Genomic DNA, 19,796 nt, shown 5'->3' on the forward strand with positions numbered 1-19,796 from the left:
AAACAGTTAAGAACTAAAAGCTCAGATTTCCGGCGCAGTACACTAGTAGCGACGTCTATGATCATCCCTGGAGGGATTGAAACCAGCACCCGGCCGATGCCCTTGCTGGACCCGGTGACGTCTGTGATCATCCCTGGAGGGATTGAAACTCGGCCTGGACCTCGACCGCATGGCCCTGGCCGTCGTCTGTGATCATCCCTGGAGGGATTGAAACACTGCGGGTCAGTGTGTGCCGCGGCGGTTGGCCAGGTCTGTGATCATCCCTGGAGGGATTGAAACCTGTCTGCACGCGGTACGGGGAAACTGCGTCCGCCGGTCTGTGATCATCCCTGGAGGGATTGAAACCTGCCAGCCGTCAGGTCCATCGACCCGGCGATGCGGGTCTGTGATCATCCCTGGAGGGATTGAAACGCTGGTCCCCCTACATGCGGGCAGTCTGGCGGGTCAGGTCTGTGATCATCCCTGGAGGGATTGAAACGGGGTCGGCCAGATCTCCCAGAGCCACAGGCCCGGTCTGTGATCATCCCTGGAGGGATTGAAACTCGATGGTGGCCTCAAGCTGAGGCCATCCCGACTGGTCCGTGATCATCCCTGGAGGGATTGAAACACTTGCCGTACCAGACGTTCGCGAACCGGATCCGCGTCCGTGATCATCCCTGGAGGGATTGAAACGGCTCGTAGGCCACCCAGTCGACGCCGGGGCGGGTCCATGATCATCCCTGGAGGGATTGAAACCCACCGACAGCCCGCTGCTGACCACCGACACGGGTCCGTGATCATCCCTGGAGGGATTGAAACCGGCGCGAGCCAGCCTGATCGCGTTGAGCGTCGCTGTTCGTGATCATCCCTGGAGGGATTGAAACGCGGGAAGGTCTACGCCGAGCGGTGGCGGCGCTGTTCGTGATCATCCCTGGAGGGATTGAAACGAGGAGGACGCGCGGGCCGCGGGGGACGCGCTCGCGGGTCCGTGATCATCCCTGGAGGGATTGAAACCATGGCAGCAGGGATCGGCTGAGCGCGTCGTCGCTGGTGTCCGTGATCATCCCTGGAGGGATTGAAACGCCGTGGTCCGATCGGGGCGGCGTCTGGCGTTGTCATCGTCCGTGATCATCTCTGGAGGGATTGAAACCGTAGGGGCGAGGTGGAGCGTCAGTCTCGGGGATCGCCAGATTCTCAAGCCATGCCTTCCATGCCGGTTGTTCTCGCTCGACGAAGCCGGGGGCGTCATCCTCGGAGAACAGATAGCCCTCGATCGCGGTGGCGGTCACGCCGTCGCCTTTGTCGTGGGCGAAGAACCCGAGAAAGCCGGGTACGGGATCGGTCAGGCGCAGCAGCAGCTCGTTCGGTCCCGGCGACATGCTGATCCGCTCGACATGACCGGTGAGGCCGCGAACGTCGACCGCTCGACCGGCCTTTTCGGCATCGAGGGCCTGGCGCAGGGCCGACCATACGGCGTTGACGCGGCCCGGTATGTCGGCGGCGACCGACATCGAGGTGACTCGCTGGCCCGGGAAGTGCGTGAGGTAGAGGCGGAGGTTGTCGAAGAAGGGCACCCAGTGCTTCTCCATGTCGTCGAAGAACTCCTGCTCCCAGCCGGCGCCCGTACCGAATGCGTTGCTCACGACCTGGAGCACGCACGTGCCGCCCGGCTGTGCTTCGACGAGGAACTCGGTGACCATCGGGGTGACCGACGATGGCACGTGCCCGGAGAGCGTCGCCCAGTCCGGTTCGACGTAGGCGAAGCGGACTGGTGGATCCCAGCCGGTGACCGTGCCGGGCGAGGAGTCCTCGCCCATGTGGAAGCAGACCGCCCCGCCGTCGCGTTCGTCCAGGTCGGTGGGCAGGAACCAGGAGCTGATCCCGTTGGCGGTGGCGATGGCATCCCACACCTGCTCGGGCGTGCCCGGCAGCTCGAAGGTGAGCTCCATGCGCAGGGGGATCTCGGGCGTTGTCATGAGATCTCCTCAGGTTGAGGTGGGCGGGGTGACAGCGAGACGGTGTCCTCAGTCCCGTTCGAAGAGCCAGCGGGTCTGGCTGAACTCACCCTTGCTGAAGCCGAAGGCCGTCGAGGGAACAACCCTGTACACCAGGGCCTCGCCGCCCTCGCTGTAGAAGACGCCGTCGCGCACTGTGAAGTGTCAGTCGCTGCCGTATTTCGACTCGTACGCATCGGCGACGCGTCGGAGCGCGGCATCGTCGTTCACCCTCGTGGCGTCGCCTTCGACCACAAGGTCGAGGCCCTCGTTGAGCCTGTTGCACCTGGTCGTGAGGACGCAGCGCGGGTTTCGCGCCAGGTTCTTGGCCTGCGTTCGCTCGGGCCTGTACAGAAGTACAACGCGCCGTCCAGCCAGACGGGCCGTCCAGCCAGACGGCAGCGGGGTGACGTGCGGGCGTCCGTCCTCCGGTCGCACCGTCGACAGCCAGTACACCTCCGCGTCCAGCAGGCGTTCGCGCGCCTGCGTCCACCCCGTTGGGGTCGCCCCGTCGTCGCTGAACCGGGCGTCCGGCTCAGCCACCGGTTCCTTACCCGCCATCATTTGTTCTCTCCTTCTGCCCAGCCGTCGAAGCCACCGTTCGACGTTCCTGGTTGCCGTCCCGTGAGCACGGGCGGCGATCAGGTCAGTATCACGTGCTCCCGGCAGATCCTGTCGAACAGCACATCCCCGGACCGCCGCGGCCTGAACCACTCCTGTCCGCTACCGGCCGAGGCGGACAGAAGCGGCGGAGACGAAGTGGCCGAGGTGAAGAGAAACGACGGGGATAAGCGGCTGAGGTGAAGAGAAGCTCGACGGCTACCGCGTGGTCTTCTTTTTCGAGAACGATCAGGAACTTGACGCGGAGGAATGCGTGAGTGATCGTATCCGTGAGATGGGGGAGGGATATCGGCGGGATGGGGCAGGTCGCCAGGGGGACGGGGTGGACCTATCGTGGAAATATGACGATCACCATTGAGGTGGAGCCCGAGACGACCCGGCGGCAGGCGCCTGCGCCCAGCGGTGGCAGTGATACCGATGGCAGGCGGACACGAGACGGCAAGGACACGTTCGCAGGCCAGAAGCCCGAGACGGCGTTCGCGCCCGCGGCTGACAAGACCGACAGGGCCTATGGAGCCTATGGGGCCGTGTGGTCGTCCGGGCAGGAGCCTGAGGGCTGGCAGGGCCCGGTTGCCGTGCGTCCGCGTCGTCCGGCTGCCGCCGGCGGTGTCAGGCCGGTCCTCCTGCGCTGGTGGGCTGCCGTCCTCGCTGTCGGGGTCACCGTCGCTACAATGATCGAACCGGTTCCCAACGGCCCCCATGCCGCCGACTCGACTCCGGCCTGGATCGGGGTCATCGGCGACGTCACCCTGATACTGCTGTTCACAGCCTCCGTCGCACTGCTCGCCGGCCGCCGCTGGGGGCTCGGCGCGGCCACCTACGCAAGCGCCGGGCTTGTGACGCTGTCGGCGCTGTGCCCGACCTCGGGTCACCATGATGTGGCGGCCTGGTGGTTCGGTCAGCTTGCGATCAGTGTCGGTCTGTTCTTCGGTTCCCTCGCACTGCGTTCTCGAGCGAGCACACCGGCCCGTCCCTGAAGCTCGCCACGCCGGAGCCGGGCCGGTGGGCTGGTGGGCCGGTGGGCTGGTGGGAGTCCGAGAACACGCGGGCTTGGAAACAGACCTTCTCTGTTTACTCACAGCAAGTGTGCCGTGTCGCTACGGTTATATGTACAGATCGTAGCGACACGGGGAGCAAGCATGCTCAATCAACAGCACGATCAGCGACGATGGCCCGACACTGGCCAGAGGCCCAGGTCAGGGAGGTCATCACGGTGGACACAGCGGCCCCGAGCCGACGGCAGCTCGCTGCTCTGGCCGCTCTCGCCGCTGGCGGCACAGTGACGATGTCGCCGTTCGTCGATGAGCTGGCGGACGTCGACACGCGTTTCCGCGTACTGGTCGCCGAGTACGAGGATATTCCGCTGACCGAATCCCTGCCGAGGTTGGACGGCCTCTACGCGGAGGCGGTCCGCCTGTCCGAACGCCGGGTGGCGCCGGCGCAGCGCCGAGCCGCCGGCGCCACGATGGCCCACGTGGGGGCGTTGCGCGCCGACGCGCTGTTCAACACCAACCGGATCGACCAGGCCCGTCGGCTCGCCGAAGCCGCCTACCGACACGGTCGTTCCTCTGGTGACACGTTAGCCGTCGGCTACGCCCGGAAGATCGCCGGGATGATCGAGCTGTACGAGGAGCAGCCGGGGTCGGCGTTGCGGTTTGCCGTGGACGGCCAGCGCCGTGCCAGCGGCACCCCGGTGGCGATCGCCGCGCTCGCGTTGCAGGCGCGGGCTGTCGCGGTCCTGCCCGGCGGGCATCCCGGTGAGGTGGCCAGGATCGCGGACCGGGCGATCTGCCAGGCGTTCGCGTTGCCGGCCGAGCAGCGGGGGACACCCGGTGGGGAGGATCCCGGTGCCGTCCACCCGGTGGAGGTCGCCTACCACGGGCTGATCGCCGCCGCGGCCGCCGGGAACCACAACGCCGCCATGGACTACGCCAACGTCGCCCTGCCCGCGCTGACGGCGATGGACCGGCCGGGGTTCGTCGCTGTCGCGCTCGCCCATCTGGCCGCCGCCGACGCCCGCCGCGGTGACGTCGAAGCCGCACTCGACCGGGCCGGCACAGCCCTCGATCTGACCCCCCGCCCGTTCCGGGCGGTGGGTCGTCCGCTGGAGGCAGCCCTGCTTGCACTGCGGGCCGACCACGCGACCACGGACGGCGTCCGGACGTTCGTCGCCCGGGCCCACGCCTGGAAGCAGGCCGAGAACACGGTCTGACCGAGCCGGGGACGTCCTGCGGGCCGAGCTGACGCCCGAGCCGGGACGTCCCACCGGCCGAGTTGACGCTCGGGTCGGGACGTCCTGCGGAGCCGAGCGCGGGTCGTAGGTCAGCGCCAGGCGGTCTCCGAGACGGGGGAGCGGCCGATCAGCGGACGCCACCATGCCTCGTTGTCGCGGTACCAGGCGACGGTTCCCCGCATCCCGTCGGCAAAGCTGATCTCGGGTGCCCAGCCGAGCTCGGTGCGCAGCCTGGAGGAGTCGAGCAGGTAGCGCCGGTCGTGGGACGGGCGGTCCGGCACGATCGTCTTCAGCGACTCCGGCAGGCCCAGCTCGGCGAGGATCGTGTTGGCGATGGTCTCGATGTCGGCCTCGACACCGCTGCCGACGTGGTAGGTCTCGCCGAGCCGGCCGCGTTCCAGTACCGCTTCGATCGCCCGGCAGTGGTCGGCGACGTGCAGCCACTCCCGGCGGTTACGCACCGATGCGTACAGGGGCAGATTTTCGCCCTGCAGGGCCCGGGTGACGAACAGCGGGATGACCTTCTCCGGGAACTGGTACGGCCCGTAGTTGTTGGAGCAGTTCGTGATTGTCACCGGCAGGTCGTAGGTCAGGCCGTAGGCGCGCACCGCGTGATCGCCGCCGGCCTTGGCCGCGTTGTACGGCGTCCGCGGCAGGTACGGGGAGTCCTCTGTGAACGCGCCCGGGTCGTCGAGGTCCATGTCGCCGTAGACCTCACAGGTCGAGATCTGGTGGAAGCGCGCCACGCCGACCGTGCGGGCGGCTTCCAGCAGCGTCTGCGTGCCGATGACGTTGGTGGAGAAGAAGTCGCCGGGACGGATGATCGCCAGGCTGTTGTGCGACTCGGCGGCGAAGTTGACCACTACGTCGACATGGTGCTCCCGCAGCAGCGACTCGACGAGCTCGCGGTCACGGATGTCCCCGTGCACGAATGTGATCGCGTCCAGCACGTCGGCGAGGTTCTCCCGGCAACCGGCGTAGGTCAGCGCGTCCAGTGCAACCACCTGGTCACGGGCGTGGTGCTCACGCCAGTAACGGACGAAGTTCGACCCGATGAACCCGGCGGCCCCGGTGACCAGCAGCGTCGACATGTGCGCACGTCCCCCTTCGGAAGAGATCGGGATCGGCGGCCTCGGTGCCCGATCCGCGCCAGCCTCTCACGACCGGGTGACGCCGATCATCGCCGCCGCCCGCCAGCCGCCGCCGCCCGCTAATCGGTGTGGGCTGAGGTCGCTGCCACGGTGTGGGACGTCCGGACCTGATGCTGTGTCAGCCGGGGGATGGCATGTGCAGACGTTCGTTCAGCGCTGTGCGCACCGCGTCCCCGATCAGATGCGTCAATCGTGGGTGGGCGCTGTGGCGAGCGCGTACATGAAGCGGTTCGGGATCGACCGCGGGCAGGTCGTCACGTCGTTCCAGCCCCTGCGGCACCGCCCCGACGTCGGCGAGCAGCGCGACGCCGACGCCGGCACGGACCGCGTGCAGCACACCGGCGAGATACCCCGCCTCGCCGACGACCGAGGCCGTGCGCCCGGCCCGTGCCAGCACGTGTAACGCCTGGCTGCGAATGGTGCACGGATCGTCGATGGCCACCAGCGGCAGCGGCCTGTCCGGCGGGGGCGCGGTCCAGTGGGTGGCCGCGAACCAGGCCAGGGGTAGCCGGCCGGCGGGGTGGGCCGTGGCGGTACGCCCCTCTCCGATGAGCACGGCGACATCGATACTGCCCTGGTCGAGCGCCTCGTTGATGCGGGCTCCCCGATCCAGCCGGAACCTGACCTGGACGTCGGGGAATTCGGCGGTGAGTGCCGACATCACCAGCGGGAGCAGGTGGTCGGCGGCGTGTTCGGTCGATCCGATGGTGATCGTCGACTGGCCTGTCGGCGCGTCCACGCCCAGTTGCTCGAGCGCGTCGTCGTGCAGGGTGAGGATCCGTCGCCCCACGGAGACGAGTAGCTCACCATCGGGAGTGAAGCGTGTGCTGCGGCCGCTCGGCGTGACCAGTGGACGGCCGATCGCCTTCTCCAGGCGGCGCACGTGCTGGCTCACCGCTGACTGCGAGATGCACAGCGCTTCCGCGGCTCGGCGAAACCCTCCGCAGTCGGCGATCGCCGTGAGACTGCGTAGAGCTGTGAGGTCCAGCATTGGGGGCACAGTGCACGATAGCGCGATTGATTTCATTTCGTAATAGGTCTGATCGTGGATCCGCGTTGGACATCGGCAGGAAACGGCACCATTCTGATGGCCATGGTCGGGAAATGGGGTGCGCAGCAGAACGGACTGCTTACATTCCGTACTGCTTTCTGCCGCCCGCCGCGACGCCGGATCGCGCGGCACGTCCTGACCCGCAGGCGCGTCATCGACTTCGGGACGGTCGCCTCCTGTTGTTGTCCTATGTGTTGCCCCGCCTGTTGACCCAAGCCCACCACCGCTTGGCCTGACCGGGCGGTCGGTGATCCGTCGGTGATCCGTGGCCGACCGTCCGGGCTGCTCGAACCGCCTGGACCGCTCGGCGGCGCGGGCGCTGATCTCCCACCCGTCCACGACACCTCCGCCGTCGGTCGGGTCTGGCCCATACCGGTCGGTGGCATGCGCCTGGCGCTGTCGGGTCGAGTTCCGCTTCGGGCCGAGTTCCGTTCCGGGTCGGGCTCCGCCCCACGCCACCACCCCTCACCTTCTACCTTCCACCGGACAGAGGACGTATATCGATGACGTCAGCTCAGCTCACCGCCGCAGGATCAGTACCCACAGCGGCGGCGTGGGACAACCCGCCCGCGGTCGCGCCGCGCGGGACAGTGATCCTGATCGCCGGTCGCGGCGAGCATCCGGGGCTCTACGAGCGCTTCGGTAACCGGATCGCCTCCGACGGCTACCGGGTCCGGGTGGTCGGCGACCCGACCGCGCACGGCAAGACGGTGGCGTCGCAGGTCCAGCAGCTGTCGACCGATCCGGACCTGCCCGCGCCGCGCGTGCTGGCAGGCTCCGACGCGGGTGCGGCATTCGCCGCGGCGCTGGTCGCCACCGGGAAGGTGCGAGTCGACGGCCTCATCCTCGTCGGCCTTCCCGGCGGGGAGGCGACCGCCACGGGCATCAGGGAGTGGGAGTGGGAGACCGAGCTGGATGAGCGCACCGCCTGTCCCACCCACCAGGCACGGCTGGACGCCGACGTATCTGTACGCCGCGGCGCACTGACCGTCCCGGTACCCCGCTCCTGGATCACCGACGGTGACCTTCGCCGCGTCACCGTGCCGGTTCTGGGCCTGCACGGGACGGCAGACATCCTCAGCCCGCTGCCGGCCGCGCGCGAGCGTTACGCGGGTGCGCCCGTCGCCGAGTTCGTCACCATCGACGGCGGCAAGCACGACGCCCTCAACGACGCCACCCACCGTACGGCCGCGGCTGTGGTCGTGCTGTTCCTCGAACGGCTGCGAGCCGGCGCCGACCTTCCTGAAATCGCGCGCTGGACGCCCTGGTCGTGACCGCGCCGATCAGACACAGCCCAGCCACCGGAGGACCGTCATGACCGTCGAATTCATCAGCGGCATAAACATCAATCCGTCCAACGAGCTCAACCGGCTCCGGCTCCCGGCCATTGATGTGCCCTTTCTCAAGCGTTACGCGCGGACCCTGGACGAGGGTGGCTTCGACTACACCCTGGTGCCCTACCACTCCTCCTACCAGGACCCGTTCACCCTCGCCTCGGCCATCACGCAGTTCACCGAGCGGCTCAAACCGATCGTCGCGCTGCGGCCCAACACCATCTATCCGACGGTCGCGGCCAAGCAGCTGGCCACTCTCGACCAACTCAGCGGTGGACGTGCGGTGGTGCACTTCATCGCGGGCGGGGACGACAGCGAGCAGGCCCGCGAGGGCGACCGGCTGAGCAAGACCGAACGCTACGCGCGTCAGGCCGAGTACATCGACATCCTCCGCCGGGTGTGGACCTCGACGACTCCGTTCGACCATGCCGGGACCTACTACTCGTTCGAGGACTTCGTCTCGGTCGTGCGGCCGGTCAACGGCACCATCCCGGTGTCGGTCGGCGGGTCGTCGCAGGACGCCTACCGGGTGGGCGGCGCGCAGGCCGACATCTTCGGTCTGTGGGGCGAGCCCCTGAAAGAGACCAAGGAGCAGATCGACGCGGTGGCCGAGCAGGCCCGCCTCGCCGGACGCAAGGACACCCCCCGCATCTGGGTCACCTTCCGTCCGATCATCGCCCCCACCGACGAGCTGGCCTGGGAGAAGGCCCACCGGATCCTCGGCGTCCTGCAGGGCAACAACGGAGTCGCGCACGCGGCGTTCCGGTCCACCGGACAAAGGGAACCGGCCAACGTCGGTTCCCAGCGGCTGCTGCGGGTGGCCCGCGACGGCGACCTGCACGACCGTGCGCTGTGGACGCCCACGGCATCCGCGACCAACGCCACCGGCGCCTCCACCGCACTGGTGGGGACCCCCGAGACCGTCGCCGCCGCCATCCTCGACTACGTCGACCTCGGCGCCGAGCTCATCTCGATCCGTGGATACGACAACTTCAACGACGTCGTCGACTACGGCCGCTACATCATCCCGCTGGTACGGGAGGAACTGGCGCACCGTGAGACGACGGGCCGTCGCGGCGAAGTCGTGCGCGAGGACGCCGGGCTCGATCGTCTGGCCGCACCGGCGGTCACGTCCCGCGGCGGCCCGCCCGACGAGCAGGGTCTGTCGGTCGCGGGGGCCGGCCAGCTGGGGCAGCAGGTGGCGTCGTGACCGTGTCGCCCCAGGCCGACTCGGCCGTCGACCTTCCGGCCGTCGACCTTCCGGCCGTCGACATCTCCGACGAGGCGCTCGCCCGCACGAGCGCCCAGATCGCGCTCGCCGCCGAGGAGTACGACCGTTCCGCGGAGTTTCCCTGGAAAAGCATCCAGGCCGTGCACGACGCGGGCCTGCTGCGGCTGGGGATCGCTCCCCGCTACGGCGGCCAGGGCCTCAGCGCCACCGACAGCGTCCGGGTCTTCGAATGGCTGGGCAAGGGCGATCCGTCGGTCGCCCTGATCACCGCGATGACGGTTTTCCAGCACGTCATGCAGGCCGTCGACGCATGGTGGCCGGAGGAGCTCTACCGCGCGGTGGTCAGCGACTCCCTCCACCGGCCGGTGCTGTTGAACGCCGTGCGCGCCGAGCCGGAGTGGGGAGCTCCCGCTCGGGGTGGGCTGCCGGCCACGAAGATCCGGCGGACCGCCGCCGGCTGGCTGCTCAACGGACACAAGGGCTTCGCGACAAGCTCCGAAGGCCTCGCCTACCACCTGGTGTGGGCGGCCACCGAGGACGCCGACCCGTTGCTGGCGCACGCCATCGTCCCCGCCGACACTCCCGGTATCGAGATCGTGCGCACCTGGGACCACTTCGGGCTGCGGGCGAGCAGCACACACGACGTCATCTACACCGACGTGGAGATCCCCTTCGAGAACTTCCGGGGCGTGCCCCAGTCCGAGCAGCGCGCCGACACGAACCTGGGCGCCGTCGCGATCGGTGCGACCGCGCTGTACATCGGGGTGGCCCGTGCCGCGCAGGAGTTCTTCCTGCGTTTCGCCAACGAACGCGTCCCCACCTCCCTGGGACGTCCCATTGCCACGACCGAGCGGATCCAGGCCATCGCCGGCGAGATCGAGGCGCAGCTGGTCCAGGCCGAGGAGATCGCCTACGGTGTGGCCCGCCGCTTCGACGACGGTGACCCCAGCGCGTCGGAGCGCTTCGTCGTCGCCAAGCCGCTGGTCGTGCGAGCGGCTGTCGCAGCCGTGCAGACGGCGGTGGCGGCGATCGGCAATCCGGGCCTGACCAGGCACAACGCCCTCGAGCGGCACCTGCGTGACATCCACTGTGCTCGCGTCCATCCGCCGCAGGAGGACGCCGCCCTGCTGCTCGCCGGGCGCCGGACGCTCACGGCCGCCCAGCGCCGACCCGCCCAGCGCCAACCCGCCTAGCGCCAACCCGCTTAGCACCGACCCGCCTAGCACCGACCCGGCCCAGCGCCAACCCGGCCCAGCGCCAACCCGGCCCAGCGCCAACCCGGCCCAGCGCCAACCTGTACCCGCATCAACACCCGCGACGGCCGGACGCCGACCCTGCCGCCCTCGCGAACCACCTTTTCCGACCACCCCGGGGCCCAGCCCCGACCTGTTTACGGAAACAATTCTGGGAGCCATATCCTGATGACAATATTGCAGCGTCACCGAAGTAGTAGAAAAAGTAACAGAAGCAGGAGATGGCGGGCCGTGGCAGCCCTGCCCGTCCTCGCCGCCACCCTTCTGGCCGCCTGCGGGAGCAGTGACAGCGGGGGCGCGAGCACCGACACCGCACAGCCCGTGCCGGGTGGCCGGCTGAAGATCGCCTTCTGGTCGGACTTCCAGGGCTGCGTCGACCCCAACCAGGTGTACTGGATCGAGACCCGCAGCATCGACCGGAACTTCGCCGACTCGCTGACCGACCAGGACCCCAGGACCGGCGAGATCGTCCCGTGGCTCGCCACGAGCTGGACGGTCAGCCCGGACGCCCGTGAGTACACCTTCTCCCTGCGCAAGGGTGTGACCTTCAGCGACGGCACGGTGTTCGACGCGACCGCCGTGAAGACGGCCCTCGACGGGGTGCGGGACCTGGGCGCCAAGTCGACCCTGGGCCTGACCTACCTCGCCGGCTACGAGTCGTCGACCGTCGTCGACCCGCAGACGGTGAAGGTGAACTTCCGCGTGCCCAACGCGGCGTTCCTGCAGGCGACGTCCACCACCACGTTGGCGATCCTGTCACCGGCGACCTACAAGGAGACCGTCGAGGCGCGGTGCGCGGGCAAGGTCGTCGGCTCGGGGCAGTTCGTGCTCGACAGCTACACCGCCGCCAAGGAAATCAAGCTCAGCCGGCGCGCGGGTTACGCGTGGCCGAGCCAGCTGGTGAAGAACCGCGGCGAGGCGTACCTCGACGGCATCGACGTCAGCTACATCGCCGAGGACAGCGTCCGGGTCGGCAGCCTGACCACCGGCACCATCGACATCGCCTGGCCACGTCTGCCGATCACCTCCGCCGACCAGGAGGTCATCAAGGCCGCGAACGGGACCATCGAGACGCGGTCACTGCCCGGCATCAGTGCCCTGATCGTACCCAACGTCACCAAGGGCGGCCCCCTGTCCGACCTGAAGGTGCGCCAGGCGCTGTACAAGGCGATCGACCTGAACAGCTATGCCTCCACCGTGTACTGGAACGGCTACCCGGCGGTCAAGGGGCCGTACGACTCGACGACGCCGTATGCGGCGGACCTGTCCGCCAAGCTCGGCCACGACCCGTCGGGCGCGGCCGCGCTGCTGGACGGTGCCGGATGGGCCCGGGGCCCGGACGGCTACCGGTACAAGGACGGTAAGAAGCTGACGCTCACCTACCTCATCACCACGTCGAGCCCCGGTGAGCAGCTGCTCCAGGACCAGCTCAAGAAGAGCGGCATCGACCTCCAGCTGAAGGTCGTCACCAGCGCGCAGTTCACCCAGCTGACCACCGCCGGCGAGTTCGACCTCGCGGGCACCTACCTGACCCGGGGCGACCCGAGTGTGCTCGGCTCGTCGATCGACCGGGCCGTCTCGAAGGGCTTCGCCACCACCTACACCCAGGACGAGACCACGGCCGCCCAGGTCAGCAAGCTGTTCGCCCGCGGCCTCAACACGATCGACCCCACCCAGCGCGCCGCGGCATACAAGGAGCTGCAGGAATATCTGATCGACCAGGGCGTCGTCTTCCCGATCTACGACCGCGTGCAGGTGACCGGGCTTTCGAACAAGGTCCACGGGTTCGCCTGGACCTCGGAGAGCTTCCTGCGCGCCAACGACATCTGGCTGTCGAAGTGATTCGACGGTCATGATGCTGAGACGGTCATGATGCTCAGATATCTCGCCGGTAGGTTCGCCCAGGCACTGCTGGTGCTCTGGGCGGCCTACACGGTCACCTTCGTCATCCTGCACGTGCTGCCGAGCGACCCGATCACCCTGCAGCTGGCCGCCGGCGGGGTCGACGTCGCCCAGCTCACCCCCGACCAGCTACACACCATGAAGGCGCAGTACGGGCTCGACGAGCCCGTCCTCACGCAGTACTTCGGCCGGCTGTGGGGCGCGCTGCACCTCGACTTCGGCATGTCGCTCACCCAGCACGTCCCCGTCAGCAGGCTCGTCGTCGACAGGCTGCCCTCGACCATTGTCCTGACGCTGGTCTCCGTCGGGCTCTTCCTGGTGTTCGGCGTCGGTCTGGCCTACCTGGCCTCGTACGTCCAGTGGCGACCGGCCCGGCTGCTCCTCAGCCGGCTGCCCGCTGTGGGCATCTCGCTCCCGACGTTCTTCGTCGGCCTGCTCCTCATCCAGCTGTTCGCCTTCTCCCTCGGCTGGTTCCCGGCCAGGGGCACCAGCGGATGGCGCAGCGTGGTGCTGCCAGGGGTCACCTTGGCGATTCCCGGGTCGGCGATGCTCGCCCAGGTGCTTATCAAGAGCCTGGGCGACACATGGCAGGAGCCGTACATCGTCACGGCCAAGGCCAAGGGCCTGTCCCGCTGGGCCATCCAGCTGCGGCACGCGTTCCGCAACGCGGCCCTGCCCGCGCTCACCCTGCTGGGTGTGCTCGTCGGCCACACCGTGACCAACGCGGTCGTCGTCGAGACCGTCTTCTCCCGCAGCGGGCTCGGCCAGCTGGCCCAGCAGGCAGTCCTCAGCCAGGACGTGCCCGTCGTCCAGGCCGTCATCGTCATCGCGGCGGTGATCTTTGTTGCCGTCAACCTGATCGTCGACCTGCTCTATTCGTTCCTCGACCCTCGTGTCGCTCACACGGCCCGGGTCACCTAGGCAGGAATCATGTCCGAGAACACCCTGATCAGAGGTCCGGAGCGAGTTGCTCCGGCTGTCCCACCGGGCCCCGCCGCGGGCGGCGTTGTGTCCGTTGCCGTGAGCAAGCCCATACAGGCGGGTGCTGCCGACGTCCGGTCCGACGTCCGGTCCGACGTCCGGTCCGGCGGGCGGCATCCGGAGGGCGAGCACGTCCGGCGGTTTGGACCGCTCGAGGCGGTGTGGCCGTTCCTGCGCCGCCCGGGGTTCGTGACCGCCGCCCTGTTCGTCGTGTTCGTCCTGGTCTCGGGTCTGCTCCCCGGGCTGTTCACCTCGTACGATCCCACCGCGACCGCGCCGGCGGAGAAGCTGCGCGGACCGAGCCTCGACCACCTGTTCGGCACGGACGAACTGGGTCGGGACCTGTTCTCGCGGGTCCTCCACGGCTCTACTCTCACGATCAAGGCCACCGGGGGAGCCGTTCTCATCGCCGTCGTCGTCGGGCTGGCGCTCGGGGTCGTCGCCGGGTTCCTCGGGGGCTGGATCGACAGTCTGTTCATGCGCACGGTCGACGTCGCTCTCGCGCTCCCGCTGCTCCTGCTGGCGCTGGCGATCGTCACCGCGCTGGGCTTCGGGACGTTGCCGGTGGCGATCGCCGTCTCGGTGGGCATCATGCCGGGATTCGCGCGGACGACCCGGGCGGAGGTGTTCCGGGTCAAGGGACAGGCATACGTCGAAGCCGCACGCACCGGCGGCGCCTCGTGGATCCGGGTGATGTGGCGGCACATCCTGCCGAACTCGTGGGGTCCGGTGATGGTGCTCGCCATCCTCGACTTCGGCACGGCCGTGCTGAGCATCTCCTCGCTGAGCTTCCTGGGTTTCGGGGCCGCGCCGCCCGCCGCCGAGTGGGGGACGCTGATCTCGGGCGGCCGCAACTACCTCATCACCAGTCCATGGCTGTCGCTGCTGCCGGGGCTGTTCGTCGCCCTGGTCGTGTTCAGCCTCAACCACGTCGCCCGGACCCTGGAGGAGGTGCAGCGGTGAGCGCAGGAGCCGGCGCGAACATCGTGGAACTGTCCGGGCTGTCGGTCGGCTACCGCCGCCGTGGGCGGACGGCCCTGGCGGTCGACAGCCTGGACCTGGCGATCGCCTCCGGCGAGACCGTGGCCGTGGTCGGCGAGTCCGGGTCGGGAAAGACCACCACCGCCAACGCCATCCTGGGGCTGCTGCCCGCCAACGGGCAGATCACCGCGGGCTCGATCCGGGTGGCCGGCACCGACATCACCACGGCCGGTGAACGCACCCTGCGGGCGATCCGGGGCACCGTCGTCGGGCTGGTCCCGCAGGATCCGATGGTCGCTCTCAACCCGACGATGCGCATCGGCGGCCAGGTGGCCGAGTCCGTCCGCAGGCGCGGCGTGGACAAGCGACTCGTACCCGCCGAGGTGGTGGAGGTCCTGGAACGGGCGGGGCTGGACAATCCGGTGCTGCGCGCCCGGCAGTATCCGCACGAGCTCTCCGGCGGCATGCGACAGCGGGTGCTCATCGCCATCGCGCTGGCCGGGCATCCCCGCCTCATCGTCGCCGACGAGCCGACGAGCGCGCTGGACGTCACCGTGCAGCGCACGATCCTCGACCATCTCGGGCGTCTCGTCACCGAGACGGGAACCTCCCTGCTCATCATCACCCACGACCTCGGGGTCGCCGCCGACCGCGCCGACCGTGTGATCGTCATGCAGAACGGACGGGTGGTCGAACGCGGCGACCCGGAGTCGATCCTGCTCGCGTCCAGCGACCCGTACACCCGGCACCTCATCGAGGCTGCCCCGACACTGTCGCACTCCGGGCATGTCGTCCCGCGCTTCACCGAGGTCACCCCGGCACCGGAGATCCTGCGCCTGGAGGCTGTCTCCAAGGACTTCCGCCTGCCCAGGACGTCCGGAGGCGACCGGGTCTTTCGGGCGCTGGAGGACGTCACGCTCTCGGTGCGGGCGGGACAGACCCTGGGCCTGGTCGGCGAGTCGGGATCGGGCAAGACCACCGCGCTGCGCATCGCCATGGCACTGGACAAGCCCACCAGCGGACGGGTGTTCCTGGACGGAAAGGACATCACATCCGCCGGCTGGTCGGAACTGAGGCCGCTGCGACGGCGGTTCCAGCTCGTGCACCAGAACCCATACTCCTCGTTGGATCCGCGGTTCAGCGTCGAGGAGAGCATCGCCGAACCACTGGTCTCCTTCCGGGTCGGCAACCGGGCCAGCCGTAGCGCCCGGGTCCGTGAGCTGCTCGACCAGGTCGCCCTCCCGGTGGATTTTCGTGAGCGCAGGCCGAGCGAGCTGTCGGGAGGGCAGCGCCAGCGGGTGGCGATCGCCCGGGCGCTCGCGCTCGGACCCGAGCTGGTCTTCCTCGACGAGCCCGTCTCCGCGCTCGACGTCTCGGTGCAGGACCAGATCCTGGGACTGCTCACCGGGCTCCAGCGGGAGCTCGGGGTCAGCTACTTCTTCATCTCCCACGACCTCGCGGTCGTCGCCCAACTCTCGCACGAGGTGGCCGTGCTGCGCCGCGGCCGTGTCGTCGAGAGCGGTTCGACCGCGGCCGTGTTCGCCGCCCCCGGGCAGGACCACACCCGTGAGCTGCTCGGCGCCATTCCCGGGCAGCGTTTCGCCGCCGCGCTGGCGGCGGTACCTCGACCGGAGACGATCCCGTCAGGACCTGATGGGATTCCGGCAGGATCGGAGGAGCTCCGGTCAGGATCGGGGGAGATCCCGTCGGCGCCGTAGGCGTTCCCTCCAGGCGCCCATGGGAGTTCCCAGGCAAGTTCCCGTGCGAACAAGTTCCCGTGCGAAAGGAAGGTAGTGCCATCAGCGGCAGGTACATCGTCATCGGGGCCGGTGCGGTGGGCGCGACCGTCGCCGTGCAGCTGGACGGGGCTGGGATCGGCGTCGTCGCGGTGGCCAGGGGCGCGAACCTCGAGGCGTTGCGATCCCATGGTCTGCGCTACATCCGGCCGGACGGCGACCGGCGGGTCGCGCTTGAGGTCGCAGGTGGGCCGGACGAGGTCGACCTGCGCGCGGACGATGTCCTGGTGCTCGCCGCCAAGTCGCAGGACTCCGAAGCGCTGCTGCAGCAGTGGGCGTGGCGCCCGGTGGACGTACACGGCACCGTGCGCACGGCCGCGGAGGTGCTCCCGATCCTGGTGCTGCAGAACGGGCTCGAGAACGCCCGTGCGGCGCTGCGACGGTTCGCCACGGTGGTCGACGCGGTCGTCATCCTCCCGTCCTCGCACCTGAGGCCCGGGGAGGTCGTGTCCCCGAGCGCGCCGATCGTCGGCGCCTTCTACCTCGGCCGCGCGGGCCGCGCGGGCCGCGTAGGCCGCGCGCCGCGGGGCAGCGACCCGATCGCGGAGGACCCGATCGCGGAGGACCCGGCCGTGGAGCGCATCGCGGCCGAGCTGCGCCAGGCCTCGTTCGCCGTCCAGGTGGTCGCGGACATCGCCCGCTGGAAGGCCGGCAAGCTGCTCGGCAACCTGGCCTACAACCTCGATGCGCTCTACGCGCCCAGCAAGCTGCGCGACGCGGCGTCGGCCGCGCTGGTGGACGAGGCCCGGGCGGTGTTCGCCGCCGCCGGTATCGACGCTGTCGACGTGCAGGCGAGCAGCGACCTGGACCTGTCTCAACTGGTCGTGCACGACGTCCCCGGCTATGAGCGGCAGGGCAGTTCAACCTGGCAGAGCCTGGCCCGCGGCGGCACGGTCGAGTCGGACTTCCTCAACGGCGAGATCATGCTGCTCGCCCGCCTGCACGGGCTGGACGCACCGGTCAACGCGGGGGTACAGCAGCGGATCGCCACGGCGTCGCTGGCCGGGGCGCCTCCCGGCGGCCTCGATCAGGCCGACCTCGCGGCCCTGCTGACGGCGGCAGGCCGCGCCCCGGCCGGCTCCAGTCCGGCAAGCTCCCGTTCGGCGGGTCGCGCCCGGTGAGCGCGGGCGAAGCCGGCGGGACGGTCGGCGAATCCGCTGTGACGGCAAGTGAATATATCATAACGGATGGTGAATCAATTATGACGGCTGGTGAAAACTCTGTGACGGCTGGCGAATCCGCTGGGACGATCGGTGAAGTCGGCGAACCCGCCGGTCGGCCCGGCGACAGGCGCGGTGATTCCGACCGGTCCGACCGGCCGGCGGTCCTCGTCGACGCCAAGCAGTTGCACGACGAACTGCTGTCGGCCACACCACCGCTGCTGCTTGACGTCCGCTGGGCCCTCGGCGATCCACATGGCCGCGACCACCACCATGACGGTCACCTGCCGGGCGCGGTCTACGTCGACCTCGACACCGAGCTCGCCGCCGCGCCGGGCGGGACCGCCGGACGGCATCCGCTCCCCGACGTCGAGGCACTGCAACGCTCGGCCCGGGACTGGGGGCTGACCGCCGGGCGGCCGGTCGTGGTCTACGACGACAACGGGGGACAGTCGGCGGCCCGGGCATGGTGGCTGCTGCGCTGGGCGGGCGTGGACGACGTGCGCATCCTCGACGGCGCCCTGACCGCCTGGCGGGAGGCCGGCTTCGAGATCGAGGCCGGCGAGAGCGTCCCGGTGCCCGGGGACGTCGTGCTCACCGCGGAACACCTGCCGGTGCTCGACGCCGACGGCGCTGCCCAGCTGGCCGGCGCGGGCGTCCTGCTCGACGCCCGCGCGCCGGAGCGTTACCGCGGCGAGGTGGAGCCGGTCGACCCGCGCGCCGGGCACATACCCGGCGCGGTCAGTGCGCCGACCGGGGAGAACCTCGACGGCAGCGGGCGTTTCCTGCCCGGGAAGCTGTTGCGCGCCCGGTTCACGGCACTGGGTGTCGGTGACTCGCGACCCGTCGGGGTCTACTGCGGATCCGGGGTGACGGCGGCCCACCAGATCGCCGCGCTCGCCGTGGCCGGGATCGACGCCGCCCTCTTCCCGGGCTCGTGGTCGGCATGGTCCTCCGACCCCACCCGCCCCGTCGCCACCGGCACCGGATGACCGCATCGCCTGCGGGCCGGATGCGGCGCGGTCTGTTTTTCGCGAGCCGCATCCGGCCCCGAGGCCGAGGCCGTCCCGCTATGGGACAACGTGCTCGGTTTGGCGAGCTTCCCAGGCTTCGCCGAACTCAGACGCAGCCTGCGGGAGCGACCACAACTACGCAGCTTCGGCGTGGAACCCGACCAGGTCGGCGTCCAAGAGGATTGGCACGGCGGCAGCCGACGCACCACGAAATAGCGTTCGGCGCCTCGGTCCTCATCGCAGCCAACTAGCACATGTCAGCTCACTACGGCCATACAACCGCAGGCAGCGTGGAACGCAACCCCCGCATGCAGACATGCCAAACTCTGTCCTATGGAGGCTGCCGTTCTATTGCGCACAACCGCGGATGACGCTCGATCCCTACTTACCGCGGCCCAGACCGACTGGGATCGAACAGTGCCTCACTGCCCAGGGTGGGATGCCGCTGATCTGGTCCGTCACATGGGCGGCATCCTCATGTGGATGACCGCCGTCGTCGCATCCAGAGAACACGTCAACCGACGCGCTGTCGACCCGGCCCCAGAGCATGCATCCGTTCTGCCGCGCTGGTATCTCGCCAACCTGCAGCGGACCCTTGATGTTCTTGGCTCCGCCGATCCCGACTCCGAGACATGGACCTTCTCCAGCACTGGGAATCGCCGTGTGGCCTGGTGGAATCGCCGTCTCGCCGTCGAGGTCGCCATCCACCGATGGGATGCCGAACATGCAGTCGCTGCCGACGGCGGAGCGTCACCAAATCCCCTTAACGGGGACGTCGCTGCCGCGGGTATCGAGGAGTTCATGATCGAATTCCTGCCCGGGCTGCTGTCTCAGGAGGCCATCGAGGAACTCAATGGCACGCTCCATCTCCATGCCACCGACGGACCCACCGAGTGGTGGATCGATCTCGGCGCTGCCGGCACGGCCGTGTCCCAGCACGCCAAGGCGGACACGGCCATTCGCGGTACCCGCTCGGACCTTCTCCTTTGGCTGATGAACCGAAGTTCATCGGACTCTCTGGAGGTCATTGGTCGTCAGGGGCTCCTTGACTGTTGGAAGCAGCTCCGATTCTAGTGTACTCCGCCGGAAATCTGAGCTTTTAGTTCTTAACTGTTC

At 68.9% G+C, this 19,796-nt stretch carries 13 protein-coding genes, 2 pseudogenes and 1 CRISPR repeat array; of the genes and pseudogenes, 11 read left to right on the plus strand and 4 right to left on the minus strand.

Annotated features, from left to right (window positions below; all coding sequences use genetic code 11):
- The first annotated feature begins 58 nt into the window (after positions 1–58).
- A CRISPR array of direct repeats spans positions 59–1,129; the repeat unit is 25 nt; unit sequence TGATCATCCCTGGAGGGATTGAAAC.
- Between the two features lie 451 nt (positions 1,130–1,580).
- Positions 1,581–1,955 (minus strand): annotated as a pseudogene (locus tag CV1CTNOD_RS27685) (SRPBCC family protein); the annotation flags it as partial.
- Positions 1,956–2,138: 183 nt separating this feature from the next.
- A complete protein-coding gene (locus CV1CTNOD_RS08265) occupies positions 2,139–2,537 on the minus strand; it encodes a pyridoxamine 5'-phosphate oxidase family protein (RefSeq protein WP_131785560.1) in 399 nt (132 codons plus the stop codon).
- Positions 2,538–2,935: 398 nt separating this feature from the next.
- On the opposite strand from CV1CTNOD_RS08265, the gene CV1CTNOD_RS08270 reads away from it, so the two are divergent.
- Both CV1CTNOD_RS08270 and CV1CTNOD_RS08275 read left to right on the plus strand, forming a co-directional pair.
- Positions 2,936–3,571, plus strand: coding sequence for a hypothetical protein (locus CV1CTNOD_RS08270; RefSeq protein WP_131785561.1), 636 nt, complete (start codon positions 2,936–2,938; stop codon positions 3,569–3,571).
- Between the two features lie 236 nt (positions 3,572–3,807).
- On the plus strand, positions 3,808–4,806 hold the full coding sequence (locus tag CV1CTNOD_RS08275; RefSeq protein WP_131785562.1) for a hypothetical protein: 999 nt from the start codon (positions 3,808–3,810) through the stop codon (positions 4,804–4,806).
- A 110-nt stretch (positions 4,807–4,916) separates the two neighbouring features.
- On the opposite strand, the gene rfbB is transcribed toward CV1CTNOD_RS08275, so the two are convergent.
- Both rfbB and CV1CTNOD_RS08285 read right to left on the minus strand, forming a co-directional pair.
- On the minus strand, positions 4,917–5,918 hold the full coding sequence (gene rfbB, locus CV1CTNOD_RS08280) for a dTDP-glucose 4,6-dehydratase (protein ID WP_131785563.1): 1,002 nt from the start codon (positions 5,916–5,918) through the stop codon (positions 4,917–4,919).
- Positions 5,919–6,096: 178 nt separating this feature from the next.
- On the minus strand, positions 6,097–6,978 hold the full coding sequence (locus CV1CTNOD_RS08285) for a LysR substrate-binding domain-containing protein (protein WP_131785564.1): 882 nt from the start codon (positions 6,976–6,978) through the stop codon (positions 6,097–6,099).
- Between the two features lie 554 nt (positions 6,979–7,532).
- Here CV1CTNOD_RS08285 and CV1CTNOD_RS08290 point away from each other — a divergent pair.
- From CV1CTNOD_RS08290 to CV1CTNOD_RS08335, 9 genes and pseudogenes are all read left to right on the plus strand, one after another.
- Positions 7,533–8,303, plus strand: coding sequence for an alpha/beta hydrolase (locus CV1CTNOD_RS08290; RefSeq protein WP_131785565.1), 771 nt, complete (start codon positions 7,533–7,535; stop codon positions 8,301–8,303).
- A 40-nt stretch (positions 8,304–8,343) separates the two neighbouring features.
- Positions 8,344–9,573, plus strand: coding sequence for an LLM class flavin-dependent oxidoreductase (locus CV1CTNOD_RS08295; protein ID WP_131785566.1), 1,230 nt, complete (start codon positions 8,344–8,346; stop codon positions 9,571–9,573).
- Positions 9,570–10,787 carry an acyl-CoA dehydrogenase family protein gene (locus tag CV1CTNOD_RS08300; RefSeq protein ID WP_131785567.1) on the plus strand — a complete coding sequence of 406 codons (1,218 nt, stop codon included), beginning with the start codon at positions 9,570–9,572 and terminating at the stop codon, positions 10,785–10,787. The genes CV1CTNOD_RS08295 and CV1CTNOD_RS08300 overlap by 4 nt, the downstream gene beginning before the upstream one ends.
- 228 nt (positions 10,788–11,015) lie before the next feature.
- The gene (locus CV1CTNOD_RS08305; protein ID WP_131785568.1) at positions 11,016–12,689 is read left to right on the plus strand and encodes an ABC transporter substrate-binding protein; all 1,674 of its coding nucleotides are present in this window, start codon (positions 11,016–11,018) and stop codon (positions 12,687–12,689) included.
- A gap of 30 nt (positions 12,690–12,719) precedes the next feature.
- Positions 12,720–13,670, plus strand: coding sequence for an ABC transporter permease (locus CV1CTNOD_RS08310; RefSeq protein WP_165485384.1), 951 nt, complete (start codon positions 12,720–12,722; stop codon positions 13,668–13,670).
- A 9-nt stretch (positions 13,671–13,679) separates the two neighbouring features.
- Positions 13,680–14,693, plus strand: a complete 1,014-nt coding sequence (locus CV1CTNOD_RS08315; protein ID WP_207386266.1) for an ABC transporter permease — start codon at positions 13,680–13,682, stop codon at positions 14,691–14,693.
- Complete coding sequence (locus CV1CTNOD_RS08320) at positions 14,690–16,429, plus strand: dipeptide ABC transporter ATP-binding protein (protein ID WP_131785570.1); 1,740 nt, start codon at positions 14,690–14,692, stop codon at positions 16,427–16,429. The genes CV1CTNOD_RS08315 and CV1CTNOD_RS08320 overlap by 4 nt, the downstream gene beginning before the upstream one ends.
- Positions 16,430–16,509: 80 nt before the next feature.
- Positions 16,510–18,659 (plus strand): annotated as a pseudogene (locus CV1CTNOD_RS28170) (rhodanese-like domain-containing protein).
- 354 nt (positions 18,660–19,013) lie between these two features.
- Positions 19,014–19,754 carry a maleylpyruvate isomerase family mycothiol-dependent enzyme gene (locus tag CV1CTNOD_RS08335; RefSeq protein ID WP_131785572.1) on the plus strand — a complete coding sequence of 247 codons (741 nt, stop codon included), beginning with the start codon at positions 19,014–19,016 and terminating at the stop codon, positions 19,752–19,754.
- Positions 19,755–19,796: the final 42 nt, after the last annotated feature.

The sequence above is a fragment of the Protofrankia symbiont of Coriaria ruscifolia genome (assembly GCF_900634745.1).
Classification (GTDB): Bacteria; Actinomycetota; Actinomycetes; order Frankiales; family Frankiaceae; genus Protofrankia; species Protofrankia californiensis.

What these genes read in the sequence shown, in the direction of transcription:
- CV1CTNOD_RS08295 (WP_131785566.1), top strand. Translation starts at nt 8,344, where the DNA reads ATGACCGTCGAATTCATCAGCGGCATAAACATCAATCCGTCCAACGAG.
- CV1CTNOD_RS08265 (WP_131785560.1), bottom strand. Translation starts at nt 2,537, where the DNA reads ATGATGGCGGGTAAGGAACCGGTGGCTGAGCCGGACGCCCGGTTCAGC.
- rfbB (WP_131785563.1), bottom strand. Translation starts at nt 5,918, where the DNA reads ATGTCGACGCTGCTGGTCACCGGGGCCGCCGGGTTCATCGGGTCGAAC.
- CV1CTNOD_RS08290 (WP_131785565.1), top strand. Translation starts at nt 7,533, where the DNA reads ATGACGTCAGCTCAGCTCACCGCCGCAGGATCAGTACCCACAGCGGCG.
- CV1CTNOD_RS08310 (WP_165485384.1), top strand. Translation starts at nt 12,720, where the DNA reads ATGCTCAGATATCTCGCCGGTAGGTTCGCCCAGGCACTGCTGGTGCTC.
- CV1CTNOD_RS08335 (WP_131785572.1), top strand. Translation starts at nt 19,014, where the DNA reads ATGGAGGCTGCCGTTCTATTGCGCACAACCGCGGATGACGCTCGATCC.
- CV1CTNOD_RS08270 (WP_131785561.1), top strand. Translation starts at nt 2,936, where the DNA reads ATGACGATCACCATTGAGGTGGAGCCCGAGACGACCCGGCGGCAGGCG.
- CV1CTNOD_RS08305 (WP_131785568.1), top strand. Translation starts at nt 11,016, where the DNA reads ATGACAATATTGCAGCGTCACCGAAGTAGTAGAAAAAGTAACAGAAGC.
- CV1CTNOD_RS08315 (WP_207386266.1), top strand. Translation starts at nt 13,680, where the DNA reads ATGTCCGAGAACACCCTGATCAGAGGTCCGGAGCGAGTTGCTCCGGCT.